The 25305-nt window shown below is 53.1% G+C and carries 26 protein-coding genes; 18 read left to right on the top strand and 8 right to left on the bottom strand.

What is annotated here, in order from left to right; genetic code table 11:
- Positions 1-15 precede the first annotated feature (15 nt).
- From MRY16398_RS18195 to ruvB, 3 genes are all read left to right on the top strand, one after another.
- Positions 16-885: an SDR family oxidoreductase gene (locus MRY16398_RS18195; RefSeq protein ID WP_125124966.1), complete on the top strand. Its 870-nt coding sequence runs from the start codon at positions 16-18 to the stop codon at positions 883-885.
- A 109-nt stretch (positions 886-994) separates the two neighbouring features.
- Positions 995-1606, top strand: coding sequence for a Holliday junction branch migration protein RuvA (gene ruvA, locus MRY16398_RS18190; RefSeq protein WP_039078724.1), 612 nt, complete (start codon positions 995-997; stop codon positions 1604-1606).
- 8 nt (positions 1607-1614) lie between these two features.
- A complete protein-coding gene (gene ruvB / locus MRY16398_RS18185; protein WP_039078725.1) occupies positions 1615-2628 on the top strand; it encodes a Holliday junction branch migration DNA helicase RuvB in 1014 nt (337 codons plus the stop codon).
- A 79-nt stretch (positions 2629-2707) separates the two neighbouring features.
- Here the strand turns inward: ruvB and znuB are convergent, their stop codons facing one another.
- Complete coding sequence (gene znuB / locus MRY16398_RS18180) at positions 2708-3493, bottom strand: zinc ABC transporter permease subunit ZnuB (RefSeq protein WP_125124965.1); 786 nt, start codon at positions 3491-3493, stop codon at positions 2708-2710.
- Positions 3490-4245 carry a zinc ABC transporter ATP-binding protein ZnuC gene (znuC, locus tag MRY16398_RS18175; protein ID WP_039078727.1) on the bottom strand — a complete coding sequence of 252 codons (756 nt, stop codon included), beginning with the start codon at positions 4243-4245 and terminating at the stop codon, positions 3490-3492. The genes znuB and znuC overlap by 4 nt, the downstream gene beginning before the upstream one ends.
- Before the next feature lie 78 nt (positions 4246-4323).
- Between znuC and znuA the strand changes: the two genes are divergently transcribed.
- From znuA to lpxM, 3 genes are all read left to right on the top strand, one after another.
- Positions 4324-5268 (top strand): zinc ABC transporter substrate-binding protein ZnuA, encoded by a 945-nt coding sequence (znuA, locus tag MRY16398_RS18170; protein ID WP_071195193.1) that lies wholly within the window; start codon positions 4324-4326, stop codon positions 5266-5268.
- 15 nt (positions 5269-5283) lie between these two features.
- Positions 5284-6612 carry a murein DD-endopeptidase MepM gene (gene mepM, locus MRY16398_RS18165; RefSeq protein WP_039078729.1) on the top strand — a complete coding sequence of 443 codons (1329 nt, stop codon included), beginning with the start codon at positions 5284-5286 and terminating at the stop codon, positions 6610-6612.
- A 118-nt stretch (positions 6613-6730) separates the two neighbouring features.
- The gene (gene lpxM, locus MRY16398_RS18160; RefSeq protein WP_039078730.1) at positions 6731-7702 is read left to right on the top strand and encodes a lauroyl-Kdo(2)-lipid IV(A) myristoyltransferase; all 972 of its coding nucleotides are present in this window, start codon (positions 6731-6733) and stop codon (positions 7700-7702) included.
- 71 nt (positions 7703-7773) lie between these two features.
- On the opposite strand, the gene tnpA is transcribed toward lpxM, so the two are convergent.
- The 3 genes from tnpA to MRY16398_RS18145 form a co-directional block, all read right to left on the bottom strand.
- The gene (tnpA, locus tag MRY16398_RS18155) at positions 7774-8208 is read right to left on the bottom strand and encodes an IS200/IS605 family transposase (protein WP_107224832.1); all 435 of its coding nucleotides are present in this window, start codon (positions 8206-8208) and stop codon (positions 7774-7776) included.
- A 165-nt stretch (positions 8209-8373) separates the two neighbouring features.
- Entirely contained in the window at positions 8374-9816 is a 1443-nt protein-coding gene (gene pyk / locus MRY16398_RS18150) for a pyruvate kinase (RefSeq protein ID WP_039078731.1), read from the bottom strand.
- Positions 9817-9937: 121 nt separating this feature from the next.
- The gene (locus MRY16398_RS18145; RefSeq protein WP_039078781.1) at positions 9938-10807 is read right to left on the bottom strand and encodes a MurR/RpiR family transcriptional regulator; all 870 of its coding nucleotides are present in this window, start codon (positions 10805-10807) and stop codon (positions 9938-9940) included.
- A 345-nt stretch (positions 10808-11152) separates the two neighbouring features.
- On the opposite strand from MRY16398_RS18145, the gene zwf reads away from it, so the two are divergent.
- The 5 genes from zwf to MRY16398_RS18120 all read left to right on the top strand — a co-directional run bounded on the left by zwf (position 11153) and on the right by MRY16398_RS18120 (position 17423).
- Positions 11153-12628 (top strand): glucose-6-phosphate dehydrogenase, encoded by a 1476-nt coding sequence (gene zwf, locus MRY16398_RS18140; protein ID WP_039078732.1) that lies wholly within the window; start codon positions 11153-11155, stop codon positions 12626-12628.
- 232 nt (positions 12629-12860) lie between these two features.
- The gene (edd, locus tag MRY16398_RS18135; protein WP_039078733.1) at positions 12861-14672 is read left to right on the top strand and encodes a phosphogluconate dehydratase; all 1812 of its coding nucleotides are present in this window, start codon (positions 12861-12863) and stop codon (positions 14670-14672) included.
- A gap of 39 nt (positions 14673-14711) precedes the next feature.
- Positions 14712-15350 (top strand): bifunctional 4-hydroxy-2-oxoglutarate aldolase/2-dehydro-3-deoxy-phosphogluconate aldolase, encoded by a 639-nt coding sequence (gene kdgA / locus MRY16398_RS18130; protein WP_125124964.1) that lies wholly within the window; start codon positions 14712-14714, stop codon positions 15348-15350.
- A gap of 228 nt (positions 15351-15578) precedes the next feature.
- Positions 15579-16265, top strand: coding sequence for a fimbrial biogenesis chaperone (locus tag MRY16398_RS18125; protein WP_052249235.1), 687 nt, complete (start codon positions 15579-15581; stop codon positions 16263-16265).
- Positions 16266-16280: 15 nt separating this feature from the next.
- Positions 16281-17423 carry a fimbrial protein gene (locus MRY16398_RS18120; protein ID WP_125124963.1) on the top strand — a complete coding sequence of 381 codons (1143 nt, stop codon included), beginning with the start codon at positions 16281-16283 and terminating at the stop codon, positions 17421-17423.
- Between the two features lie 48 nt (positions 17424-17471).
- Here MRY16398_RS18120 and purT read toward each other — a convergent pair whose 3' ends face one another.
- Positions 17472-18650 (bottom strand): formate-dependent phosphoribosylglycinamide formyltransferase, encoded by a 1179-nt coding sequence (gene purT / locus MRY16398_RS18115; RefSeq protein ID WP_125124962.1) that lies wholly within the window; start codon positions 18648-18650, stop codon positions 17472-17474.
- A gap of 133 nt (positions 18651-18783) precedes the next feature.
- Here purT and MRY16398_RS18110 point away from each other — a divergent pair, with 133 nt between their 5' ends.
- From MRY16398_RS18110 to ptrB, 4 genes are all read left to right on the top strand, one after another.
- Positions 18784-19125, top strand: a complete 342-nt coding sequence (locus MRY16398_RS18110; protein WP_125124961.1) for a YebG family protein — start codon at positions 18784-18786, stop codon at positions 19123-19125.
- 65 nt (positions 19126-19190) lie between these two features.
- Positions 19191-19538, top strand: coding sequence for a protein YebF (gene yebF, locus MRY16398_RS18105; protein WP_039078739.1), 348 nt, complete (start codon positions 19191-19193; stop codon positions 19536-19538).
- A gap of 96 nt (positions 19539-19634) precedes the next feature.
- The gene (locus tag MRY16398_RS18100; protein ID WP_039078740.1) at positions 19635-20294 is read left to right on the top strand and encodes a tellurite resistance TerB family protein; all 660 of its coding nucleotides are present in this window, start codon (positions 19635-19637) and stop codon (positions 20292-20294) included.
- A gap of 78 nt (positions 20295-20372) precedes the next feature.
- The gene (gene ptrB, locus MRY16398_RS18095) at positions 20373-22433 is read left to right on the top strand and encodes an oligopeptidase B (protein WP_125124960.1); all 2061 of its coding nucleotides are present in this window, start codon (positions 20373-20375) and stop codon (positions 22431-22433) included.
- On the opposite strand, the gene exoX is transcribed toward ptrB, so the two are convergent.
- On the bottom strand, positions 22430-23107 hold the full coding sequence (exoX, locus tag MRY16398_RS18090) for an exodeoxyribonuclease X (protein WP_125124959.1): 678 nt from the start codon (positions 23105-23107) through the stop codon (positions 22430-22432). The two genes, ptrB and exoX, sit on opposite strands and share 4 nt — an antisense overlap.
- Entirely contained in the window at positions 23104-23334 is a 231-nt protein-coding gene (locus tag MRY16398_RS18085) for a DNA polymerase III subunit theta (protein ID WP_039078743.1), read from the bottom strand. Before MRY16398_RS18085 ends, exoX begins: the two co-directional genes overlap by 4 nt.
- Positions 23335-23471: 137 nt before the next feature.
- On the opposite strand from MRY16398_RS18085, the gene yobA reads away from it, so the two are divergent.
- From yobA to MRY16398_RS18070, 3 genes are read left to right on the top strand one after another with little or no spacing between them, the layout of a single operon-like run.
- Positions 23472-23846: a CopC domain-containing protein YobA gene (yobA, locus tag MRY16398_RS18080; protein WP_071195198.1), complete on the top strand. Its 375-nt coding sequence runs from the start codon at positions 23472-23474 to the stop codon at positions 23844-23846.
- Between the two features lies 1 nt (position 23847).
- Positions 23848-24717, top strand: coding sequence for a copper homeostasis membrane protein CopD (gene copD / locus MRY16398_RS18075; protein ID WP_079496722.1), 870 nt, complete (start codon positions 23848-23850; stop codon positions 24715-24717).
- A gap of 14 nt (positions 24718-24731) precedes the next feature.
- Complete coding sequence (locus tag MRY16398_RS18070; RefSeq protein WP_107222991.1) at positions 24732-25073, top strand: YebY family protein; 342 nt, start codon at positions 24732-24734, stop codon at positions 25071-25073.
- Positions 25074-25305: the final 232 nt, after the last annotated feature.

Genomic DNA, 25305 nt, shown 5'->3' with positions numbered 1-25305 from the left:
CAAGGGGAGTGAGCTATGCATGTTTTTCTGACGGGGGCGTCTGGCTGGGTTGGTTCAGCCGTTGCTGAAGATCTACTGGCGGCCGGGCATCAGGTTACCGGGCTGGTGCGCAATGCGCAAAAAGCACAGGCGCTGGTGGCCCTGGGAATGCAGGTGGTCACGGGAACGCTGGACGATCATCAATTGCTGCATGATGGCGCAAGCCGTGCCGATGCGGTTATCCATACTGCCTTCAACCACGATTTTTCACGCTTTAGTGAGAACTGCGCGCAGGATGAGCGCGCCATCCAGATTCTGGGGGAGGCGCTACACGGTAGCGACCGCCCTCTGTTGGTGACCTCCGGGGTGGCGATGATTGCCCCAGGACGTCTGGCGACAGAGAACGACCTGCCGTTTGTCGCGCCAGCGTATCCACGCCGTTCTGAGCCTGCGGCACGTGAGCTGGCAGACAAGGGCGTGCGGGCCGCAACGATACGCCTGTCGCCTACAGTCCACGGCGTGGGCGATCACGGATTTATTCCCATCCTGATGGACCTTGCGAAGCAAACGGGTGTGTCTGCCTGGCCTGAGGACGCAGAAAACCGCTGGGCGGCGGTGCATCGTCGGGATGCTGCCACGCTTTATCGGTTAGCGCTGGAGACGGGGATGACTCAGGCGGTTTATCACGCGGTGGCGGAAGAGGGCATCCTGTTTCGCGATATCGCGCAGGCCATCGGTAAACATCTTGGGGTACCCGCAGAGCCGCGGGCGAGGGAGCATTTTGGCTGGTTTGCTGATTTTGCATCTCTCGATATGGCCGCAAGCAGTGAACAGACGCGCGCGGTACTGGGCTGGAACCCGACGCATCCAACGCTACTTGCTGACCTCGCGCAGGCGCAATATTAGGCCAGTAAATTAATACACTTCGCTTTTCATCAATAAGCGGCTGGATATCTATCCAGCCTTTTTTTATGATACAGCATTCTTACTTCGGCCATTAACGCAGGAGCGTCATGTGATAGGCAGACTCAGAGGCATTATTCTGGAAAAACAGCCCCCTTTAGTCCTGATGGAAGTCGGAGGCGTGGGCTACGAAGTGCATATGCCGATGACCTGTTTCTATGAACTGCCGGAGGCGGGGAAAGAGGCCGTGGTCTTCACCCATTTTGTGGTGCGTGAAGATGCGCATCTGCTGTTTGGTTTTAACAACAAGCAAGAGCGCACGCTGTTTCGCGAACTGATCAAAACCAATGGCGTGGGGCCAAAACTGGCGCTGGCTATTCTTTCCGGCATGAACGCGCAACAATTTGTGAATGCCGTCGAACGCGAAGACCCTGCGGCACTGATTAAACTGCCGGGTATCGGCAAGAAAACGGCAGAGCGACTGATTGTCGAAATGAAAGATCGCTTTAAAGGGTTACATGGCGACCTGTTCACGCCAGCCGCCGATCTGGTGCTGACATCACCCGCCAGCCCGGCTGCGGATGATGCAGAGCAGGAAGCGGTTGCCGCACTGGTGGCGTTGGGCTATAAACCTCAGGAAGCCAGCCGGATGGTTAGCAAAATCGCCAAACCGGGCGCCAACAGTGAAACTCTGATCCGCGAAGCATTACGCGCCGCGTTGTGAGGTAAAGGATGATTGAAGCAGACCGTCTGGTCTCCCCCGACAGCGTTATTAATGCGGAAGAGGTCGCGGATCGCGCGATCCGCCCTAAATTGCTGGCGGAGTATGTGGGTCAGCCGCAGGTGCGCTCGCAAATGGAAATTTTTATCCAGGCGGCGAAGCTGCGTGGTGATGCGCTGGATCACTTGCTGATATTCGGCCCTCCGGGGCTTGGGAAAACTACCCTGGCGAATATCGTCGCTAATGAGATGGGCGTCAACCTGCGTACCACCTCGGGTCCAGTGCTGGAAAAAGCGGGCGACCTGGCGGCAATGCTCACCAACCTTGAGCCGCATGACGTATTGTTTATCGATGAAATTCACCGTCTCTCGCCGGTGGTAGAGGAGGTCCTCTACCCGGCAATGGAAGATTATCAGCTCGATATTATGATCGGCGAAGGCCCGGCGGCACGCTCAATCAAAATTGATTTGCCTCCCTTTACGCTGATTGGCGCAACGACGCGTGCAGGTTCATTGACCTCACCGCTGCGTGACCGTTTCGGTATTGTGCAGCGGCTGGAGTTTTATCAGGTGGCGGATTTACAGCACATTGTCGGGCGCAGCGCCCGCTACATGGGGCTGGAGATGAGCGAAGAGGGCGCGCTGGAAGTCGCTAGACGTTCGCGCGGCACGCCACGTATCGCTAACCGTCTGCTGCGCCGGGTGCGTGATTTTGCCGAAGTGAAGCATGATGGCGCGATTACGCTTGATATAGCCTCTCAGGCGCTTGATATGCTGAACGTGGACGCGGAAGGGTTTGATTACATGGACCGCAAGCTGCTGCTGGCGGTCATCGATAAATTCTTTGGTGGGCCGGTAGGGCTGGATAACCTTGCCGCCGCAATCGGGGAAGAGCGTGAAACCATTGAAGATGTGCTGGAGCCCTTTTTAATTCAGCAAGGCTTCCTGCAGCGTACCCCACGTGGCCGCATGGCGACGGTCAGGGCATGGAACCACTTCGGGATCACGCCGCCGGAGATGCCCTGAGATTTTCCCGCATCAGCCATTGTCGCTATTCTGAATGGCAGAAAGGCCGAAACAACGGGTTTCGGCCAGATAAGAAGGGTCAGGTAGCGCTTTTTTTCATCATACTGAAAATGAACAACAGCGCGGCGCACAGCACGACAGACGGTCCTGCTGGTGTGTCGTAAAAGGCAGAGAAGGTTAGCCCACCGGTGACGGCAATCATGCCGACACCTACTGCCACTCCCGCCATTTGCTCTGGCGTCCGGGCAAAGCGGCGCGCTGTGGCCGCAGGAATTATCAGCAAGGACGTGATAATCAGCGCCCCGACAAACTTCATCGCCACCCCAATTGTCAGCGCGGTGACCAGCATTAACAGCAACTTGACACGCTGCAACTTCACGCCATCGACAAACGCCATCTCCGGACTGATGGTCATCGACAGCAGGTTACGCCACTGCCAGAACAGGATCCCGATAACCAGTACAACACCAACAGCAATGGAGATTAAATCCGTGGGCGTGACTGCCAGCAGGTCGCCAAACAGGTAGGCCATCAGATCGACGCGAATATTCGACATCAGGCTGACAACCACCATGCCGAGGGATAACGCACTGTGAGCCATAATCCCCAACAATGTATCGATAGCAAGGTGAGGGCGTTTTTCCAGCCAGACCAGCCCGGCGGCAAGCAGCAGCGTGACGGCAATCACCGCATAAAAGGGGTTAACGTCGAGCAGCAAACCGAAAGCGACACCGAGCAATGAAGCGTGGGCGAGGGTATCGCCAAAATAAGACATGCGACGCCAGACCACAAATGAACCCAACGGGCCAGCGGCGCAGGCGAGCATCATCCCGGCTAACCAGCCGGGCAACAGTAATTCAATCATCCGCGTCCATTTCCCTGACGTAATATAATGCGCCCCTGCAAATCATGACGATGATTATGGCGGTGGCGATAAATACCCAACTGCTCTGCGCCGCGTGGGCCGAACATTGAGATAAACTCAGGGTGCATGGAGACCACTTCCGGTGCGCCGGAGCAGCAAATATGGTGATTCAGGCAGAGGACTTCATCCGTTTTTGCCATCACCAGATGCAGGTCATGGGAGACCATCAGTACGGCGCAATCAAGCTCGCGACGTAATTGATCAATAAGATCGTAGAGTGCAACCTGACCGTTAACATCGACCCCTTGCGTTGGCTCATCCAGTACCAGCAACTGTGGCTGATTGAGTAGGGCGCGAGCCAGCAGCACGCGTTGCGTTTCGCCGCCGGATAATTTTTGCATCGGGGCATCGACAAGGTGCGCGGCATTCACACGTTTTAGCGCCGGAACAATATCATCTTTACGGGTGCCGGGCCGCAGACGCATAAAGCGACCCACGGTCAACGGCAGCGTGGTGTCGAGATGCAGCTTTTGCGGCACATAACCAATACGCAGGGCATTGCCACGCTTGATCGTCCCGGTATCGGGTGCTACAAGCCCCAGTACCACGCGCACCAGCGTCGATTTCCCCGCGCCATTGGGGCCGAGCAGGGTAAGAATTTTACCGGGTTGTAGAGTGAGCGAAATGTCAGACAGTACGCGTCTTTGGCCGAAACTGACGGAGACATTTTCCAGCGTTACCAGATTAGTCATAGCATTTAAAGGGTTGCACAAGTTGTCGAATGTTATAATATCACATTCCGCATATTCATTACGATAATTAGTCGCATTATGTTACATAAAAATACGCTTCTTTGCGCAGCGCTTTTCACCGCCTTATCCGGCGGAGTAATGAGCACCGCAAACGCCGCTGTTGTCGCGTCGCTCAAGCCTCTGGGCTTCATCGCTTCCGCGATTGCGGATGGGGTAACGACAACAGAAGTACTGCTCCCCGATGGGGCTTCTGAGCACGATTATTCCCTGCGCCCGTCTGATGTAAAACGCTTGCAGAACGCGGACTTAGTCTTCTGGGTAGGCCCGGACATGGAAGCGTTCATGGATAAGTCCGCGCAGCAGATTCCGGCGGCAAAGCAAGTGCTCATGCAGGAACTGCCTGGCGTGAAACCGTTACTCATCAAGGGCAGCGATGATGACGACCACGACCATGACGCAGGCCATCACGGCGACGAAAATAGTGACGAACATCACCATCATGGTGATTACAACATGCATCTGTGGCTTTCACCAGAGATTGCACGGCTGTCGGCGGTTGCAATCCACGATAAATTAGTAGAAGTTATGCCCCAAAGCCGAGCACGGCTGGACGCCAACCTGCAAGCGTTTGAGGCCAGTCTGGCACAAACCGACAAAGAGGTTGGCAGCGAGCTGGCGCCAGTGAAGGGTAAAGGTTATTTCGTTTTTCATGATGCCTATGGCTATTTTGAGAGGCATTACGGGCTGACTCCGTTAGGTCACTTTACCGTCAACCCTGAAATTCAACCTGGTGCGCAGCGTTTACATCAAATCAGAACACAGTTGGTTGAGCAAAAAGCAGCCTGCGTTTTTGCTGAGCCACAGTTCAGGCCAGCGGTCGTTGAAGCTGTTGCCAGAGGGACATCCGTTCGAATGGGAACGTTGGATCCCCTTGGTACCAGTATCAAGCTTGGCAAAGAGAGCTATTCGCAGTTCCTTGCCCAGTTGTCTAACCAGTATGCGAGCTGCCTGAAAGGAGATTAACGAGGAAGTGGATACGTGCAACAGATAGCCCGCTCTGTCGCCCTGGCATTTAATAATCTGCCCCGACCCCACCGCGTTATGCTGGGGTCACTTACAGTTCTCACTTTAACGGTTGCCGTCTGGCGACCGTATGTCTACCACCCCGAATCCACGCCGACACCCATCGTCAAAACCATCGAGCTGGAAAAGAAAGAGATTCGTTCGCTGCTGCCTGAGGCCAGTGAGCCTATCGATCAGTCTATGCCCGACGAAGTTGAAGACATTCCCCAGGATGAACTTGACGATAAGACTGCCGGTGAAGAGGGCGTGCACGAATATGTCGTGTCGACCGGCGATACGCTGAGCAGTATCCTGAATCAGTACGGCATCGATATGGGTGATATCAGCCAGCTCGCCGCGGCAGATAAAGACCTGCGTAACATGAAAATTGGTCAGCAGATCTCCTGGACGTTGACCGCAGATGGCGATCTGCAGCGCATGACCTGGGAAGTTTCCCGCCGTGAAACCCGCACTTATGACCGCGTTGATGGCGGCTTTAAAATGACCAGTGCGATTCAGGAAGGCGATTGGGTCAACTCCGTGCTGAAAGGCACGGTTGGCGGCAGTTTTGTCAGCAGTGCGAAAGAAGCCGGCTTGACCAATGTCGAAATCAGCGCCGTCATCAAAGCGATGCAGTGGCAAATGGATTTCCGTAAACTCAAAAAAGGCGATGAGTTCTCTGTGCTGATGTCCCGCGAAATGCTGGAAGGGAAACAGGAACAGAGCCAACTGCTGGGTGTTCGTCTGCGCTCTGATGGTAAAGATTATTTTGCGATTCGCGCCGACGACGGTAAATTTTACGACCGCAACGGTACCGGGCTGGCGAAAGGCTTTATGCGTTTCCCCACGTCGAAACAGTTCCGCGTCTCCTCCAACTTTAATCCGCGTCGACTGAACCCGGTCACGGGTCGCGTTGCGCCGCATAAGGGCGTCGATTTCGCCATGCCGCAGGGGACGCCGGTTCTCTCTGTGGGTGACGGCGAAGTGGTGGTTGCCAAACGCAGTGGTGCGGCGGGGTATTATGTCGCGGTGCGTCATGGCCGCACCTACACCACGCGCTATATGCACTTGCGCAAATTGCTGGTGAAAGAAGGGCAGAAAGTGAAACGTGGCGATCGCATCGCGCTCTCCGGTAACACCGGTCGTTCAACAGGCCCGCATTTGCATTATGAAGTGTGGATCAACCAGCAGGCGGTTAACCCCTTAACGGCGAAACTGCCAAGGACCGAAGGTCTGAGCGGTACCGATCGCCGTGATTATCTGGCGCAGGTGAAGGACATCGTTCCGCAATTGAAATTCGATTAACGCCTTACAGCATACAAACCGGCGTCGACACACGCCGGCTTTTTCTTTTGTAGGAATTAACGCACCTCGTTACACTATTCTTACTTTGCTTACTTGAATACTTGCCTGCGGAACATGCATGGAAACGAAGAAAAATAATTCTGAATACATTCCCGAATTTGAAGAAGGCTTTCGCCACCCGCGCTACTGGGGCGCGTGGATGGGTGTTTTTGCGTTTGCCGGTGTAGCGCTGCTCCCTGCGTCGTTACGCGATCCGTTGTTGGGAACGCTGGGGCGACTTGCCGGTAAATTTGGTAAGAGTGCGCGTCGGCGTGCGCAGATCAACCTGCTGTACTGCTTCCCGGAAAAATCAGAAGCGGAACGCGAAGCGATCATTGATGAGATGTTTGCCACTGCACCGCAGGCAATGGTACTGATGGCTGAACTGGCGCTGCGTGGGCCAGAGAAGATCCTGCCGCGCGTTGAGTGGCAGGGCCGTGAGATCATTGATGGGCTGCGCGACAACAACGAAAACGTCATTTTTCTGGTCCCGCACGGCTGGGGCGTTGATATCCCGGCAATGTTGATGGCATCCCAGGGGCAGAAAATGGCGGCGATGTTCCATAATCAGGGCAATAAGGTGTTCGATTATGTCTGGAATACGGTGCGCCGCCGCTTTGGCGGACGTCTGCATGCACGTAACGACGGTATCAAACCGTTTATTCAGTCCGTACGCCAGGGGTACTGGGGCTACTATCTGCCCGATCAGGATCACGGTGCTGAGCACAGCGAATTTGTTGATTTCTTTGCCACCTATAAAGCCACGCTACCGGCGATTGGCCGTTTAATGAAGGTGTGCCGTGCACGCATTGTGCCGCTTTTTCCGGTGTATGATGCGACGACGCACAGGCTGATCATTCAGGTTCGCCCACCGATGGACGATCTGTTAACGGCGGATGACGTCACCATTGCGCGCCGAATGAACGAAGAGGTTGAAGTGTTCGTCGGCCCGCACCCTGAGCAGTACACCTGGATTTTAAAACTGCTGAAAACACGCAAGCCGGGCGAGACTGAACCGTACAGACGCAAAGAGCTATTCCCGAAGAAGTAAAAGACCACCTTCTTAGAAGGTGGCTTTTTAGAATGCCCCCTATAAGGGGGGCTACTGTCTCATTCCTGTTACTACTCTAGCAATTCCATCTGCTGTTCATGCATTTGTTCCTTTTTCTCCTGATGCCTCACATATCTCCTGATAATTTCTTCATTCACTCCCACCGTATCGACAAAGTAGCCACGGGACCAAAAATGGTTACCCCATAGTTTCTTTCTTATATGTGGAAAACGATTGTAGAGCCTGATTGCACTGCGGCCTTTCAGATGCCCCATCAGGGTTGATATCGAGATTTTCGGCGGGACTATTACAACCAGATGTACATGATCTGGCTGAACATTTAACTCCAGAACCTCACAATCTTTTATTCCGCATAGGATGTAGATTGTCCTGTAAAGTTCCTTGCCCAGATTATCTTTCAGGATCCTGAAACGGTACTTTGGCGTCCATACTATGTGGTATTTGCAACGCCAATATACATGTGATGAACTCCTGTAAAGCCCCATGTCGGTTTGTCTCCTTTTACTTGTGGTGAGTAAGCAGAGATATTCCGGCATGGGCATTCTTCAGGCTATAGCCTTACAGGATCAATCACCACCTCCCCAGGAGGTGGTTTAGGGGTGACAATAAAAAAACCCCGCCAGGCGGGGTTTTTGCTTTTTGGATACTGCTTATTCCACGGTCAGAATGCGCGTGGTGTTAGTGGTGCCCACGGTGCTCATCACGTCGCCCTGGGTGACGATCACCAGATCGCCAGAAATCAGGTAACCTTTGTCACGCAGCAGATTGACCGCATCGTTGGCAGCGGCAACGCCTTCGCTCGCGCTGTCAAAATGGACCGGCGTTACGCCACGGTACAGCGCGGTCAGGTTCAGCGTACGCTCATGGCGGGAGAGCGCGAAAATCGGCAGGCCGGAACTGATACGTGACGTCATTAACGCCGTACGCCCGGACTCCGTCATGGAAATAATCGCCGTTACCCCTTTCAGGTGGTTAGCGGCATACATTGCCGACATGGCGATCGCTTCTTCCACGTTATCAAACTGGATATCCAGGCGGTGTTTAGACACGTTGATGCTGGGGATCTTTTCCGCACCCAGGCACACGCGCGCCATCGCGGCAACGGTTTCTGCCGGGTACTGGCCTGCGGCTGTTTCCGCAGAGAGCATAACCGCATCGGTACCATCCAGCACGGCGTTTGCCACGTCCATCACTTCTGCGCGAGTGGGCATTGGGTTGGTGATCATCGATTCCATCATCTGCGTGGCGGTGATGACCGCACGGTTAAGCTGACGCGCACGACGGATCAGCGCTTTCTGGATACCCACCAGTTCCGGGTCGCCAATTTCTACGCCGAGGTCGCCACGGGCAACCATCACCACGTCGGAGGCGAGGATCACATCATCCATCGCTTCCTGGCTGCAGACCGCTTCTGCGCGCTCAACCTTGGCGACAATTTTGGCGTCACAACCAGCGTCGCGCGCCAGGCGGCGTGCATAGTTCAGGTCTTCGCCACAGCGCGGGAAGGAGACGGCGAGGTAATCCACGCCAATCAGCGCCGCAGTTACAATATCTGCTTTGTCTTTATCGGTCAGTGCTTCTGCAGAGAGGCCGCCGCCCAGTTTGTTAATGCCTTTATTGTTAGACAGCGGGCCGCCCACCGTGACTTCGGTGAACACTTTCATGCCCTGAACTTCCAGTACTTTTAACTGAACGCGGCCATCATCGAGCAACAGGATATCGCCAGGCACCACGTCAGCGGGCAGGCCTTTATAGTCGATGCCGACTTTTTCTTTATCGCCTTCGCCTTTGCCGAGGTTGGCATCAAGCAGGAATTTATCGCCAATGTTAAGGAATACTTTGCCTTCCTTGAACGTGGACACGCGAATTTTCGGTCCTTGTAAATCGCCAAGAATAGCAACATGACGTCCCAGTTTTGCCGCAATTTCACGCACTTTATCCGCACGTAATTTATGATCTTCCGGTGTGCCGTGTGAGAAGTTCATGCGTACCACGTTGGCGCCTGCGGCGATAATCTTCTCAAGATTATTATCGCGGTCGGTGGCCGGGCCTAAAGTGGTAACAATTTTGGTTCTGCGAAGCCTTCTGGACATGTAATACTCCGTTGTCTAAAACAACCAGGTGTTGCGTGAACATGGATTCAGTTAAGTTATCAAAATGAGAATTTAACCGAACAGCGTAAGATGTTACAACTTTGTTATTACTATCGGTCTATTAATGTTTGTCGCTCCGGATGAGCAACTCCTTATCAAAGCGCGATTCTTTCAGTGCTTCTTTGACACGCTTCAAGTTATCCCGGAATTTTGCGCCACGTCGCAATGTGAAACCGGTGGCGAGAACGTCAATAACCGTGAGCTGTGCCAGACGCGACACCATGGGCATGTAAATGTCGGTATCTTCCGGAACGTCGAGGGTAATGGCCAGTGTCGCTTCCCGCGCAAGCGGTGTATCGGCTGATGTCAGCGCAATGACCATGGCGTCGTTTTCCCGCGCCAACTGTGCCAGTTCAACCAGACTCTTTGTGCGTCCGGTATGAGAAATCAGCACAACCACGTCATCATCACTACAATTCATACAACTCATGCGTTGCAGCACAATGTCGTCGGTATAAATAACCGGTACGTTGAAGCGGAAAAATTTGTTCATCGCATCGTGCGCGACGGCCGCGGACGAGCCAAGACCGAAAAAGGCGATTTTCTTTGCCTGCGTTAGCAGATCTACGGCGCGGTTGACCGCCGTCATATCGAGCGACTGGCGCACATGGTCCAGGCTTGCCATCGCTGACTCGAAAATTTTGCCAGTATAGGCTTCGACACTGTCATCTTCATCGACGTTGCGATTAACATAGGGGGTGCCGTTTGCCAGACTTTGCGCCAGATGCAATTTAAAATCCGGAAACCCGCGGGTATCCAGACTGCGGCAAAATCGGTTCACCGTTGGTTCGCTGACACCTGCTTGCTGGGCAAGGGCGGCGATACTGGAATGAATGGCTTGATCGGGGAAGGCGAGGATCACTTCCGCCACTTTGCGCTCGGATTTGCTAAGGTGTTCCAGTTGAGACTGGATTTTTTCCAGCATATTCATTTTTAACGAATCGCTCATCAGTGAAACGATTCCACAGAAAGGTGAAATCGTGATGCGTTTTAGCAAGAATATACCTTTCTGCCGCAAAGAAAGGTAAGCGACAACGTTAAATGTTGTTGTTTTTTTTCATTACATGATCGCAGTCGGATTTTATTCGCCGCGTATCGGGCAAACATCCAGCATTTTCAAGGCGAAAACCCAGATTTTCGCCGAAGAGAAGAAGAACGCACACGTAGCCAAGCGTTAGCAGTTTCGGGAATTACGTAAAAGCAGTACAGTGCAGTGTAATAAAATTACAACTAAAACCTGGCATAAGCACCAGGATAGCCAACTGAGGAGAATGACATGGCGGTAACGCAAACAGCCCAGGCATGTGACCTGGTCATTTTCGGCGCGAAAGGCGACCTCGCACGCCGGAAATTGCTGCCTTCCCTGTATCAACTGGAAAAAGCGGGTCAGATCCATCCGGATACGCGTATCCTGGGTGTCGGACGCGCCGACTGGGATAAAGAAGCCTATATAAAAGTGGTGCGTGAAGCGCTCGAAACTTTCATGAAGGAAAAAATCGATGAAAGCTTATGGGACACGCTGAGCGGCCGCCTGGATTTCTGCAACCTGGACGTTAATGATACCAAAGCGTTTAAACGCCTTGGCGCCATGCTTGACCAGAAGAATCGCACCACTATTAATTACTTTGCGATGCCGCCAAGCACCTTTGGCGCAATTTGCAAAGGCCTGGGCGAGGCGAAGCTGAATGCGAAACCTGCCCGTGTGGTCATGGAAAAACCGTTGGGTACCTCGCTTGCCACCTCACGCGAAATTAACGATCAGGTTGGCGAATATTTCGAAGAGTGCCAGGTCTACCGTATCGACCACTATCTGGGTAAAGAGACGGTACTGAACCTGCTGGCGCTGCGCTTTGCCAACTCCCTGTTTGTGAACAACTGGGATAACCGTACGATTGATCACGTGGAAATCACGGTGGCGGAAGAGGTGGGTATTGAAGGTCGCTGGGGTTACTTTGACCAGGCAGGTCAAATGCGCGACATGATCCAGAACCACCTGCTGCAAATCCTTTGCATGATCGCTATGTCTCCGCCGTCCGATCTCACCGCAGACAGCATTCGTGACGAAAAAGTGAAAGTGCTGAAATCCTTGCGTCGCATCGATCGCTCGAACGTGCGCGAGAAAACCGTTCGTGGTCAGTACACCACCGGCTTTGCGCAGGGCAAAAAAGTCCCGGGCTATCTGGAAGAAGAGGGCGCGAACAAATCCAGTAACACCGAAACCTTCGTCTCTATTCGCGTAGATATCGACAACTGGCGTTGGGCGGGCGTGCCGTTCTACCTACGCACGGGTAAACGCCTGCCGACGAAATGCTCTGAAGTCGTGGTCTATTTCAAAACGCCGGAGCTGAACCTGTTTAAAGAGTCGTGGCAGGATCTGCCCCAGAACAAACTCACCATCCGTCTGCAACCAGATGAAGGTGTGGATATCCAGGTACTGAATAAAGTGCCAGGGCTGGATCACAAGCACAATCTGCAGACCACGAAGCTGGACCTGAGCTATTCCGAAACTTTCAACGAAACGCATCTGGCGGACGCTTACGAGCGCCTGTTGCTGGAAACCATGCGTGGCATTCAGGCGCTGTTCGTGCGCCGTGATGAAGTTGAAGAAGCGTGGAAGTGGGTTGACTCCATCACCGAAGCCTGGGCGATGGATAACGACTCGCCGAAACCGTATCAGGCCGGGACTTGGGGACCGGTTGCCTCTGTGGCGATGATCACCCGTGATGGCCGTTCGTGGAACGAATTTGAGTAATCAGGTTGTTGCCAATGTTACGGAGTTTTACCGGTAACATGATCTAACTCAGAAATCAGGCCAATATTTCAACTTTCAGGCTCCGACTGGATTCACCAGCGGAGCTTTTTTTATTACACTGGCTACAGTAATTTTGCCTTTGGGCGCGGTGTGGCGGCGTTTCTGCTGGAATTAAAATGCTGAAAACCTCCTGCATACCGTTGTCCCGGACAGATAAATTTCAGGAGCCTTTATGAATCCAGTATTGTTACGCGTAACAAATCGCATTGCTGAACGCTCGCGCGAAAGCCGAACTGCCTACTTAAAACGCATCAATCAGGCGAAGAGTGAAACCGTACACCGCTCCTCGCTGGCGTGTGGAAACCTGGCCCACGGCTTTGCCGCCTGCCAGCCTGATGACAAAGCTTCGCTCAAAAGTATGCTGCGTAACAATATCGGCATCATCACCTCCTATAACGATATGCTTTCAGCACATCAACCTTACGAAACCTATCCCAATATCATCCGCAAAGCGCTGCACTCAGTTAACGCGGTCGGCCAGGTAGCAGGCGGTGTTCCGGCCATGTGTGACGGGGTTACGCAGGGTCAGGACGGGATGGAACTTTCACTGCTCAGCCGTGAAGTGATCGCCATGTCGGCGGCAGTTGGTCTGTCGCATAATATGTTTGACGGGGCGTTGTTCCTTGGCGTCTGCGACAAAATCGTCCCCGGCCTCGCGATGGCCGCGTTTTCGTTTGGTCATCTGCCCGCCGTGTTTATCCCGTCAGGTCCGATGGCCAGCGGTCTGGCAAATAAAGAAAAGGTACGCATTCGTCAGCTTTATGCAGAAGGCAAAGTCGATCGTATGGCGCTGCTGGAATCCGAAGCGGCCTCTTACCACGCGCCGGGTACGTGCACTTTCTACGGTACGGCCAATACCAACCAGATGGTCGTTGAATTCATGGGCATGCAACTGCCAGGTTCTTCCTTCGTGCATCCGGATGCACCGCTGCGTGAAGCGCTAACTTCGGCTGCAGCACGCCAGGTGACACGCTTAACCGGCAACGGCAGCGAATGGATGCCGATAGGCAAAATGGTTGATGAAAAAGTGGTGGTAAACGGTATCGTTTCACTGCTGGCAACCGGTGGCTCTACTAACCACACCATGCATCTGGTGGCGATGGCGCGCGCTGCGGGCATCATTATTAACTGGGATGACTTCTCAGAACTGTCGGACGTGGTGCCGCTGCTGGCGCGACTCTATCCGAACGGTCCGGCGGATATTAACCACTTCCAGGCGGCGGGTGGCGTACCTGTGTTAATGCGGGAACTGCTTAAGGGCGGTTTGCTGCATGAGGATGTCAACACGGTGGCCGGTTTTGGCCTCTCCCGTTACACCATGGAACCGTGGCTCAATAACGGTGAACTGGACTGGCGCGAAGGGGCGGCAGCGTCGCTGGATGCGGACGTTATCGCCACAATTGAGAAACCCTTCTCTCGTCATGGCGGTACCAAAGTGCTGAGCGGCAACCTTGGCCGCGCGGTGATGAAAACCTCTGCCGTACCGGTTGAATATCAGGTCATTGAAGCGCCGGCGGTGGTATTTGAGAGTCAGCATGATGTGTTACCGGCCTTTGATGCGGGGCTATTGAACAAAGATTGCGTCGTGGTGGTGCGTCACCAGGGGCCAAAAGCGAACGGCATGCCAGAATTACATAAACTTATGCCGCCACTTGGTGTATTATTGGACCGCTGTTTCAAAATTGCGTTGGTTACAGATGGACGACTCTCCGGCGCATCAGGTAAAGTGCCTTCAGCGATTCATGTGACACCCGAAGCGTATGACGGTGGATTGCTGGCGAAAGTACGTGATGGCGACATCATCCGTGTAAACGGACAGACCGGCGAATTGACGCTGCTGGTCGATGATAACGAGCTTGCTGCACGTCAGCCGCATATTCCTGACCTGAGCGCTGCGCGCGTTGGCACGGGACGCGAGCTGTTTGGCGCACTGCGAGAAAAACTTTCCGGTGCCGAGCAGGGCGCGACCTGCATTACTTTTTAAAACGACAAGATTTTTAGTTCAGGCGAGAGAATAATTCTGATGAAAAATTGGAAAACGAGTGCAGAAGCAATCCTGAAAACTGGCCCGGTAGTGCCGGTTATCGTTGTCAACAAACTGGAGCACGCTGTCCCAATGGCGAAAGCTCTGGTTGCAGGCGGCGTGCGCGTTCTTGAAGTGACACTGCGTACTGCCTGTGCCATCGATGCGATTCGCGCGATTGCAAAAGAAGTGCCGGACGCCATCATCGGTGCTGGTACCGTCCTTAACCCGCAGCAACTGATAGAAGTGACAGAAGCGGGTGCGCAGTTCGCGATTAGCCCGGGTCTGACTGAGCCGCTGCTGAAAGCCGCCACCGAAGGCACCATCCCGTTGATTCCGGGTATCAGCACAGTTTCAGAACTGATGCTGGGCATGGACTACGGTCTGAAAGAGTTCAAATTCTTCCCGGCGGAAGCAAACGGCGGCACCAAAGCGCTGCAGGCCATTGCAGGTCCGTTCTCTCAGGTGCGTTTCTGCCCGACTGGCGGTATCTCTCCGGCGAACTACCGCGACTACCTGGCGCTGAAAAGCGTGCTGTGTATCGGTGGCTCCTGGCTGGTTCCTGCCGACGCGCTGGAAGCAGGCGATTATGATCGCATTACGAAACTGGCTCGCGAAGCGGTAGAAGGCGCGAAGTAATCTGTTTCAGTGGGCGGCGTATTATTGACTGCTCATAAAATTGAAAAGCCCGGTAAGCATTACTGCGACCGGGCTTTTTTATATTCTTTTTCACCAGTGTAAAAGCGTCTCTTCAATAAGATATTTAATTATCAAAATTGCAGCTTTAAACTCCGCTTCTGTGCATCGTCAGCCGTTTTACGGGTTTTACGTGATCAAAGACGTTTGCATTTTATCAGGAGCAAAGGAATGTTTCGGAATATTTTTTGTATCAGCATATTGATGATGCTGTCGACCAACGTATCTGCAAGTATTGTCATGGATATTACACGAGTGATTTATAACGCAGGGATGCGTGAAGTCACCATCCCCATTACCAACCGCAGTAATAAACCGGTCCTGGTACAAAGCTGGCTTGATACGGGTAATAAGGCCAGCTCTCCCGCATCTAATGACACGCCCTTCATCATTATTCCTCCTATTACTCGTGTCGATGCTGAAAGTCATCAGACTTTGCGCCTTCATGTGGTTAACAGCTCGGCGCTACCGCGCGATCGTGAATCTCTTTTCTGGCTCAACGTGCTGGATGTACCCATGAAACTCCCGGCAGGTGAGGGGGTAAACCGCCTGCAGGTGGCGTTACACACGCGGGTGAAATTGTTCTATCGCCCGGAGGGATTGCGCGGCAACCCGGAAACGGCGGTGCAGGCGTTGAGCTGGCACAGCTCGAAGCAGGGTGTGACGGTTAGCAACTCCGGCGCCCGGTATGTGTCGCTGGTGTCAGTGGCAACCAAAAGCGGAAACTGGCCGGTTGATATGGTTGCGCCCGGTGAATCGCGTAATTTTCCATTGCCGGTGAAGAGCGGTACGCCAGCACAGGTGACATGGATAGATGATAACGGCATGACGAAGATATATGACGTCGTTATTAAATAATTGAAGGAGTATATAATGATCAGGGAACGTCTGTTTTCAATAATAGTTATATTAAGCGCGCTGTTATTTTCATTCTCTGCGCAGGCATGGTGTACATTAGTCTCTTATTCACCGGGCGATCAGCCGGCCGGCATAGTTACCACTACCGATGTGAGAATATTCTCAACAATGCGGATGCCGAAAGATATTGCAGTGGGGACCGAGTTTTACAGAGTCTTCACGCGGAATGACACCTATATCTATTACCGCGCCAATTGTAATAATAACTCTACATACACTAATTATTATGTGATGGGACGATTTGTCGGCGGCATCACGCCTGCGCTGTCATCATGGCAGGGGAGTAGTCGGGGAACTGTCTATCAGACCGGTATTGCGGGTATTGGTATGGTAGTTCTGACCGATGGTCGGGCAATTGGAGATAAAAGATATAGTTTTGGGTCTTGCTATACCAAGTCTGACTATTCCTGCAATACCTATACATCAAACGGTAATCTCAGCTTTGTACTCATCAAAACGGGCGATATCACGGCCAGTTCTATTGACCTGTCCACCTTGCCTAAAGTGGAAACTGTGGTGGGAGGGAATAATTCACCTGGCAGCGACGTTCCGGTTTTTCGCCCCATTTTTAATGGCAGGCTTACCTTTACCCAGGCGACATGCACACTTGCAGAAGCCAGTAAAACGGTGGATCTCGGCAAATATAAAGCGTCAGAATTTACTGCTACGAATACGGCAACCCCGTGGGTGAAAGCATCTATTGATCTGCTCAATTGCAATTACGGTGGGGCACAGTCTTACGGTCATTACATAGAGAATAACAGTAGCAGTGGCAGTAAAACAATCAGGGGCCCCATCACAGCTAACGCCATCTGGAGCCTGAGCCTTACCCCCGCCACCAGCGTCATTGATGACGCAAACGGGATTATGGCAATCAGCAGTGACTCAAACAGTGCCACGGGTATAGGGATTCAGCTTTCGAGTTCAAACACGACGCTGCAGCCAATGACGTTCTCGCAGCCGACAACCGGAACCCTGGTATCAGGCACCGATGCCACCATGACCATTCCACTGTATGCCCGCTATATCAAAACCGGAGCAGCCGTGACGCCAGGCCGGGCCGATGGGAAACTGACCTATCTGATCGAATACAAATGAATACAATAGCCCCGGTAAGCGAAGCAATACCGGGGACTGCCGTCGGGTTTAACCCGTAACTTTCACCGCTGCTGCCGCGGCTTTTGCGCGTTCAACAGCTTCTTCAACGCTATCTGCCGTTGCCAGCGCAACACCTAAACGACGCGTGCCGTCGATTTCGGGCTTGCCAAACAGACGGACCTGCAGGCCCGCACCAACGGCATTTTGCACGTTATCAAACGTGACGTTCTGGCTTTTCAGCTCCGGTAAGATCACCGCCGATGCCGATGGCCCGTACTGGCGGATTTGCCCAATGGGCAGACCAAGGAAGGCGCGAACATGCAGGGCGAATTCTGAAACATCCTGAGAAATCAGCGTGACCATGCCTGTGTCGTGCGGGCGTGGAGAGACTTCGCTAAAGACCACCTCATCGCCGCAGACGAATAATTCGACACCAAACAGCCCATAGCCCCCGAGCGCCAGCACTACTTTACTGGCGATCTCTTTTGCACGTTCCAGCGCAAGGTCGGTCATTGATTGTGGCTGCCAGGATTCACGATAGTCGCCATCTTCCTGACGATGACCGACTGGCGCACAGAAATGCACGCCATCTGAGGCGCTAATGGTCAACAGGGTGATTTCAAAATCAAAATTCACCACACCTTCAACGATAACGCGACCGGCACCCGCGCGCCCGCCTTGTTGCGCATATGCCCAGGCTTTCGCCAGTTGCTCGGCGCTGCGAATGAAACTCTGGCCCTTACCGGAAGAACTCATGACGGGTTTGACGATACAGGGCAGGCCGATCTCATCAACGGCCTGACGGAACGCCTCTTCACTGTCGGCAAAGCGGTAGCTTGATGTAGGAAGGGCAAGTTCTTCGGCTGCCAGACGACGGATACCTTCACGGTTCATGGTCAATTTGGTTGCCCGTGCACAGGGCACGACATGCTGCCCCTGAGCTTCCAGCCCCAGCAGTGTGTCGGTGGCAATCGCTTCGATTTCCGGCACGATAAAATGCGGTTTTTCCTGCGCGACCAGCGCTTTTAACGCCTCACCATCAAGCATATTAATAACATGCGAGCGGTGGGCCACATGCATTGCGGGCGCGTCGGCATAACGGTCTACGGCAATGACTTCAATGCCCAGACGCTGGCATTCAATCGCCACTTCTTTGCCTAATTCCCCTGAACCCAATAACATTACGCGAGTCGCCGCCGGACGCAGCGCAGTACCTAATAGAGTCATAGTAAGTCGACCTTCTTAAAAAAATCTGGCGGCAGTATATACGAAAACGTTTGCGTCTGTCTTTTACGACTTGCGCTCTGATAAATGACGCAGTAATATACTGTATATAAATACAGTTAAAAGGGGCTGCATCATGGCGGTTGAAGTCAAGTATGTTGTGATTCGTGAAGGTGAGGAAAAAATGTCTTTTGCCAGCAAAAAGGAAGCTGACGCTTACGATAAAATGCTCGACCTGGCCGAGGTACTTGAAGGCTGGCTGGGCGAAGCGCCAGTGACGCTTGAAGAAGACCAGTGCGATCAAATGGCGCTCTGGCTGGCTGAACAAAAAGATGTGCTCAGCCATATCCTCAAGTCCGGTAAGTTACCGGGTGCGGATACCCAGGAGAGTGCACCAGCAGTGGCTCAGGATGACGCAGAAATTGAGTCATCAGACGCGGTTGATATTAAGTCAAAAGCGAAACGTTCTGCCGCCTGATCCCGGCTTGCACTGCCAGTAATTTGTACCATGCTTTGATTGGGCTCTATGCACAGGAGAAAAGCATGAAAATAGCAGGAGTGTTGCTGGGTACAATATTACTGGCGGGCAGCGTAGTCGCGTCGGCTGCTACTGCCAAATCGGTGAAATTTCCCTCTTGCGAAGGCATGAACGCCGAGGGGATTGCTGCGAGCGTCAAACGCGATTATTTGCAAAACCGCATCGTACGCTGGGCTGATGACCAAAAAAAACTTGGCCAGGCGGATCCCGTTGCCTGGGTTACTCCGAAAGACATACGGGGTAAGAACGATCAATGGGATGTTCCCTTGACAGTTCGCGGCAAGAGTACTGACATTCACTATCTCGTCAAAATCGATTGTAAAGCAGGAAAAGCGGAGTATCAGCCTCGTTAAGGCTGCGACCTTTTCTCATCTTTTGCTGTTTTAGACATTTCCTGACACCCCCTCGCTTAGGCTTCTCGTTTACGAAACGATTAAGTGAGGGGAATCATGGCAAACTGGTTAAACCAATTACAGTCTCTTCTTGGCCAACAAGGCCAGTCATCGTCATCCTCCGGCGGGCAGGATCTCGGCAAATTACTCGTGCCCGGTGCCTTAGGCGGGCTTGCTGGTTTGCTGGTCGCCAGCAAATCCTCTCGCAAATTACTGACCAAATACGGTACCAGTGCGCTGCTTGTTGGTGGCGGGGCCGTGGCGGGCAGCGTGCTGTGGAATAAATACAAAGACAAAGTGCGTGCTGCCCATCAGGGGGAAGCGCAGTTTGGTCAACAGAGTTCGTCTATTGATGCGCGCACGGAACGCCTTATTCTGGCCCTGGTGTTTGCCGCGAAGAGCGACGGACATATTGATGACAGAGAACGTGCCGCTATCGAACAACAACTGAACGAGGCCGGTATTGAAGAACAGGGGAGAGCGCTGATTGCGAAAGCGATCGAACTACCGCTGGATCCGCACCGTCTTGCATCCGGCATCAAAAATGAGGAAGAGGCGCTGGAAGTGTACTTCCTGAGCTGTGCTGCGATAGATATTGACCACTTTATGGAGCGCAGCTATCTGGCCGCTTTAGGTGATGCGCTTAAGATCCCGCAGGAGGTTCGGGACGGTATCGAAGAAGACCTTCGACAACAAAAAAAGGGGCTCATCGACTAACGCTACTTTCTCGTTTCGCTTGCATCACGCGCGGCTTTTGCCAACCTTATAGTGTGTTAAACAAATAAGAACAGAGCTATGCCGCCGAAAGCTAAACAAATCCCCCACGCCATGACAGTTCATGGCGATACACGTCTGGACAACTATTACTGGCTGCGCGACGACACCCGTTCGCAGCCAGATGTACTCGAGTACCTGCAAGCTGAAAATGAGTATGGCCGCTGCATTATGGCTTCCCAGCAGGCGCTACAGGATAGTCTGCTGGAAGAGATCATTTCGCGTATTCCGCAGCGCGAGGTTTCAGCGCCCTACGTTAAGAATGGCTATCGCTATCGCCACATCTTTGAGCCGGGGTGTGAGTATCCCATATACCAACGCCAGTCTGCGCTGTCTGCTGAATGGGATGAGTGGCAGGTGCTGCTCGACGCGAATCAGCGCGCTTCGCATAGCGAATTTTATACCCTCGGTGGGATTGCCATCTCGCCGGATAATACGCTTATGGCCATTTCCGAGGATTACCTGTCGCGCCGCCAGTACGGAGTACGCTTTCGTAATCTGGAAACCGGCAACTGGTATCCGGAGATGCTCGACAATGTCTCACCGGGGTGTGTCTGGGTTAACGATTCAGAGACCCTTTATTATGTGCGTAAGCATGCCACGACTCTGTTGCCTTACCAGGTATGGCGTCACACCGTCGGAACGCCCTCAACGCAAGATGAACTGATTTACGAAGAGGCGGACGACACTTTTTACGTCAGCCTGAGCAAAACCAGCTCCCAACACTACATCATTATTCATCTTGCGAGTGCGACGACCAGTGAGGTATTGCTGCTGGATGCTGAATTGCCGGATGCACAGCCGCTCTGTTTTTTACCGCGTCGTAAGGATCACGATTACAGCCTCGATCATTTTCAGCACTCGTTCTATTTGCGTTCAAACCGCGATGGCAAAAATTTCGGCTTGTATCGCACCAAAGTGCGCGATGAAAGACGCTGGGAGGTACTGATTCCTGCCAGAGATAATGTCATGCTGGAAGGATTCACCCTGTTTACCGACTGGCTGGTGGTTGAGGAAAGACAGCGTGGTCTCACCAGTCTGCGGCAGATCAACCGCAAAACGCGAGAAGTCACTGGAATCGCGTTTGACGATCCGGCATATGTTACCTGGCTTGCTTATAACCCGGAGCCGGAGACCTCGCGGCTGCGCTATGGCTATTCCTCCATGACGACGCCCGATACCTTGTTTGAACTCGACATGGATACCGGCGAGCGCCGGGTGATCAAACAGACGGAAGTGGCCGGGTTTGATGCCAGTGACTATCGTAGCGAGCATTTGTGGATCCGCGCGCGGGATGGCGTGGAAGTGCCGGTATCGCTGGTCTACAACCACAAACACTTCCGCAAAGGGGAAAATCCGTTATTGGTCTATGGCTACGGATCCTACGGCGCCAGCATGGATGCCGATTTCAGCAGTAGCCGGTTAAGTTTGCTCGATCGTGGTTTTGTCTATGCCATTGCCCACATTCGTGGCGGCGGGGAACTGGGGCAGCAGTGGTATGAGGACGGTAAATTCCTGAACAAAAGAAATACTTTCAACGACTTTATCGATGTCACGGATGGGCTGTTAGCACTGGAGTATGGCTCTCCGCTTTTCTGCTACGCCATGGGCGGCAGTGCGGGGGGGTTGTTGATGGGGGCCGTCATCAATGAGCGTCCGTCACTGTTTCACGGCGTCATCGCTCAGGTACCGTTTGTGGATACGCTCACTACGATGCTGGATGAATCCATCCCTCTGACCACCAGTGAGTTTGAAGAGTGGGGGAATCCGCAGGATGAGACCTACTATCACTACATCAAACGCTATAGTCCGTACGATAATGTCGGCGCCCATGACTATCCCCATATGCTGGTTACCACGGGGCTGCATGACTCTCAGGTGCAATACTGGGAACCTGCCAAATGGGTCGCGAAACTGCGAGAATTTAAAACGGACAATAATCTGCTACTGCTTTGTACCGATATGGATTCCGGTCACGGCGGCAAATCAGGCCGTTTCAAATCCTACGAGGGCGTGGCGCTGGAGTTCGCTTTTCTGGTCGCGCTGGCGCAAGGCACGCTCCCGGGCAAAAAAACGGATTAATTATCGTCGAGATAATACTTTAACGTCAGCCGTAGTTCCGGACTCATTCGGTCCAGATTGTTGAACAACCAGCGCAGGTAACCGGGGTCGCGCTCTGCGACTTCGGCAACGGCTTTACCCCGATATTTACCGAAGGTGAAGGTTGTCAGCAGAGCGGGTCTGCCGGTAACCGTTGCCATTTGGTCCGGGGTCCAGCCTGATGTGTTGATAATGTCAATTAGCAAGGCCGCGGTGATATAGCAATCATAAAGCGCCCGGTGATGATGCAATCCGGCAGGTGTCTGCACGCTAAGTTTGCGTGATTTATACAAAGCCATATTGCTGTATTTAATGCCGGGCCAGAGCCGACGCGCCAGTTTCATGGTACAAATCCATTCACCGGGCATTTCGGGTAAGACGCGCCTGTCGAAGCTGGCATTATGGGCGACATACCAGTGACTGCCGTAGTAGTGGGGAATAATCTCTTCAATCCACGGTTGATTCGCCACCATGGATTCGGTTATCCGATGGATAGCCATCGCCTGCGGACTGATAGGGCGATCCGGGCGCACGAGATGGCTCATTGGATTAATAATCTGCCCGTTCACCACATCCACGGACGCAATCTCGACAACCCCGCCCTGCAAATCGCAGGTTTCGGTATCGATGACGCGCAGTACGGTTTCGGCGGTCATTTGCTTTTCGGCTCGTAAGGCAGACGAGACAGATTGACGGACGCCAGGCGGTGAGCAATAAGCCGTTCACGAAACCAGTTGCGCAGGTGTTCTGGCTGTTCGCGTTCCACCACCTCAGCGACAACTGGCATGTTATAGCGCTCTTTAAAAGCTACACCGGCCGCCGCCAAATCGACGTTGACTTTGTCCATCTCTTCCTGTGAAAGACGGGCCAGATTGGTATTCATGCGTTTCTCCTGGGTTTATGCCGCAAAAGTTACTAAGCCTGTTGCAGAAAGACAAGTCTGCCGATGATGATACTCGACGAGACCATTATACAGAGTTATTCTCGTCGCTTTAAACATAACAAAAAGGAATGCCAGACATGTTATTCACCGCATCCCACCTGACACGCGCGTTGGTTTTTGCTGCGGCTCTCGCCACTACGCCTGCCGTTTTCGCACATGCTCATCTGAAAAACCAGTACCCGGCAGCAAATGCCGAGGTGACGGCCGCCCCGCAGGCATTAACCCTCAATTTCTCAGAGGGCATTGAACCCAAATTTAGCGGTGTCACCCTGACGGGGGCGCAGCAACAGAGCATCAAGACAGGTGCGGTCAAACGTAACGAACAGGACAAAACCCAAATGATCGTTCCGCTGGCGCAGGCGCTGCAACCGGGCAATTATACCGTTGACTGGCACGTCGTCTCGGTCGATGGCCACAAAACCCGCGGTACCTATACTTTTTCAGTGAAATAAGATGCTAACGGCTGGCTATATTGGGTTGCGCGGCATCCATTTTGCCGCCGTGATGCTGCTTTTCGGCTGCGCGCTCTTTATTAGTCGGCTGGCGCCTCGCCATCTGCAACCTGTTATGGTAACGCGTTTTACACTATTAACGCGTATCTGCCTTGGCATGAGCATGTTGAGTGCCGTCTTCATGTTTGCCCTACAGGGCGGGATCATGGGTGATGGCTGGACAGATGTTTTCAGTCCGCAAATCTGGCTGCTGCTTACCGGCACACAGTTTGGCAGTATCTGGCTATGGCAGATTATCATTGCCGTTATGACGATGCTTGTCGGTTACCTGCAACCACAACAGCAGGGACGGTTGATGTTGCTGGCAGGCGCGCAACTGATCCTGATGGCGGGCGTTGGTCATGCCGCCATGCACGATGGCATGGCGGGCATATTACAACGTACAAACCACGCTTTTCATTTGCTGTGTGCCGCGGCCTGGTTTGGCGGATTATTGCCAGTGATATTTTGTATGCGGTTGAGCCAGGCCCGCAGGCGAGATCATGCTGTTATGGCGATGATGCGTTTTTCACGCTATGGCCATGTCGCTGTCGCAGGTGTGCTTGCCACAGGTATTATCAATACCCTGTTGATTCAGGGCAGCATGTGGTCCACACAGACAAACTATGGTCGCATGCTCTTGATCAAATGTGCGCTGGTGGCGCTAATGGTGGCAATAGCGTTAGCGAACAGGTATGTTCTGGTTCCACGCTTAGGCCTGAAAAACTCGCAGGCACGACATTTCCTGATTTGGATGACATGGACCGAAGTGGTCCTGGGCGCGCTAGTGCTGGCGGCGGTCAGCCTGTTCGCAACCTGGGAACCCTTCTGATTAACCGGGCGAAAATGATGAAAAAAACCATTCTGACGATGCTTTTACTGGCATGTTCCGCTGGCGCCTTTGCCGCGCCGTCGGTGATTACCGTAAGCCGCTTTGAAGTGGGTAAGGACAAATGGGCATTTAATCGCGAAGAGGTGATGCTCACCTGCCGACCTGACCATGCGCTTTATGCCATCAATCCCAGCACACTGGTGCAATACCCACTCAATGAAGAGGCGCAAAAGCAGGTGGCAAGCGGTAAAACAACAGCGCAGCCTGTCAGCGTTATCCAAATTGACGACCCGGCCAGACCCGGTGAAAAGATGAGTCTTGAGCCCTTTATTGCCCGAGCGGAAAAGCTCTGTTAATAAACGAAAGTATCTGGCTGATTTTCCATAAAAAACCGCAAGCCTGATTCCTCAGAACTTGCGGTTTTAACATTTTTAAGCGTGACGATAACCGAATTTTTCAGACCGGATTTGCCGCAAACTGGAAAACCTGGCGTCGTCATCTATTCTTAAAGTGCATGGCGACTTAGCCTGCATTAATGCCAACTTTTAGCGCACGGCTCTCTCCCAAGAGCCATTTCCCTGGACCGAA

Source organism: Phytobacter sp. MRY16-398, from assembly GCF_003925915.1.
Lineage (GTDB): Bacteria > Pseudomonadota > Gammaproteobacteria > Enterobacterales > Enterobacteriaceae > Phytobacter > Phytobacter diazotrophicus.
The sequence above is the reverse complement of the archived record's forward strand: the minus strand, read 5'-3'. Positions and strand labels throughout refer to the sequence as shown.

Excerpts from the sequence above, each read along its gene's own strand:
- MRY16398_RS18125 (WP_052249235.1), top strand. The coding sequence starts at position 15,579 with ATGTTTCGGAATATTTTTTGTATCAGCATATTGATGATGCTGTCGACC.
- znuB (WP_125124965.1), bottom strand. The coding sequence starts at position 3,493 with ATGATTGAATTACTGTTGCCCGGCTGGTTAGCCGGGATGATGCTCGCC.
- MRY16398_RS18085 (WP_039078743.1), bottom strand. The coding sequence starts at position 23,334 with ATGAATACCAATCTGGCCCGTCTTTCACAGGAAGAGATGGACAAAGTC.
- znuC (WP_039078727.1), bottom strand. The coding sequence starts at position 4,245 with ATGACTAATCTGGTAACGCTGGAAAATGTCTCCGTCAGTTTCGGCCAA.
- zwf (WP_039078732.1), top strand. The coding sequence starts at position 11,153 with ATGGCGGTAACGCAAACAGCCCAGGCATGTGACCTGGTCATTTTCGGC.
- edd (WP_039078733.1), top strand. The coding sequence starts at position 12,861 with ATGAATCCAGTATTGTTACGCGTAACAAATCGCATTGCTGAACGCTCG.
- yobA (WP_071195198.1), top strand. The coding sequence starts at position 23,472 with ATGTTATTCACCGCATCCCACCTGACACGCGCGTTGGTTTTTGCTGCG.
- tnpA (WP_107224832.1), bottom strand. The coding sequence starts at position 8,208 with ATGGGGCTTTACAGGAGTTCATCACATGTATATTGGCGTTGCAAATAC.
- copD (WP_079496722.1), top strand. The coding sequence starts at position 23,848 with ATGCTAACGGCTGGCTATATTGGGTTGCGCGGCATCCATTTTGCCGCC.
- MRY16398_RS18070 (WP_107222991.1), top strand. The coding sequence starts at position 24,732 with ATGATGAAAAAAACCATTCTGACGATGCTTTTACTGGCATGTTCCGCT.
- MRY16398_RS18145 (WP_039078781.1), bottom strand. The coding sequence starts at position 10,807 with ATGAATATGCTGGAAAAAATCCAGTCTCAACTGGAACACCTTAGCAAA.
- kdgA (WP_125124964.1), top strand. The coding sequence starts at position 14,712 with ATGAAAAATTGGAAAACGAGTGCAGAAGCAATCCTGAAAACTGGCCCG.
- purT (WP_125124962.1), bottom strand. The coding sequence starts at position 18,650 with ATGACTCTATTAGGTACTGCGCTGCGTCCGGCGGCGACTCGCGTAATG.
- MRY16398_RS18120 (WP_125124963.1), top strand. The coding sequence starts at position 16,281 with ATGATCAGGGAACGTCTGTTTTCAATAATAGTTATATTAAGCGCGCTG.
- znuA (WP_071195193.1), top strand. The coding sequence starts at position 4,324 with ATGTTACATAAAAATACGCTTCTTTGCGCAGCGCTTTTCACCGCCTTA.
- MRY16398_RS18100 (WP_039078740.1), top strand. The coding sequence starts at position 19,635 with ATGGCAAACTGGTTAAACCAATTACAGTCTCTTCTTGGCCAACAAGGC.
- pyk (WP_039078731.1), bottom strand. The coding sequence starts at position 9,816 with ATGTCCAGAAGGCTTCGCAGAACCAAAATTGTTACCACTTTAGGCCCG.
- MRY16398_RS18195 (WP_125124966.1), top strand. The coding sequence starts at position 16 with ATGCATGTTTTTCTGACGGGGGCGTCTGGCTGGGTTGGTTCAGCCGTT.
- yebF (WP_039078739.1), top strand. The coding sequence starts at position 19,191 with ATGAAAATAGCAGGAGTGTTGCTGGGTACAATATTACTGGCGGGCAGC.
- exoX (WP_125124959.1), bottom strand. The coding sequence starts at position 23,107 with ATGACCGCCGAAACCGTACTGCGCGTCATCGATACCGAAACCTGCGAT.
- ruvB (WP_039078725.1), top strand. The coding sequence starts at position 1,615 with ATGATTGAAGCAGACCGTCTGGTCTCCCCCGACAGCGTTATTAATGCG.
- lpxM (WP_039078730.1), top strand. The coding sequence starts at position 6,731 with ATGGAAACGAAGAAAAATAATTCTGAATACATTCCCGAATTTGAAGAA.
- MRY16398_RS18110 (WP_125124961.1), top strand. The coding sequence starts at position 18,784 with ATGGCGGTTGAAGTCAAGTATGTTGTGATTCGTGAAGGTGAGGAAAAA.
- ptrB (WP_125124960.1), top strand. The coding sequence starts at position 20,373 with ATGCCGCCGAAAGCTAAACAAATCCCCCACGCCATGACAGTTCATGGC.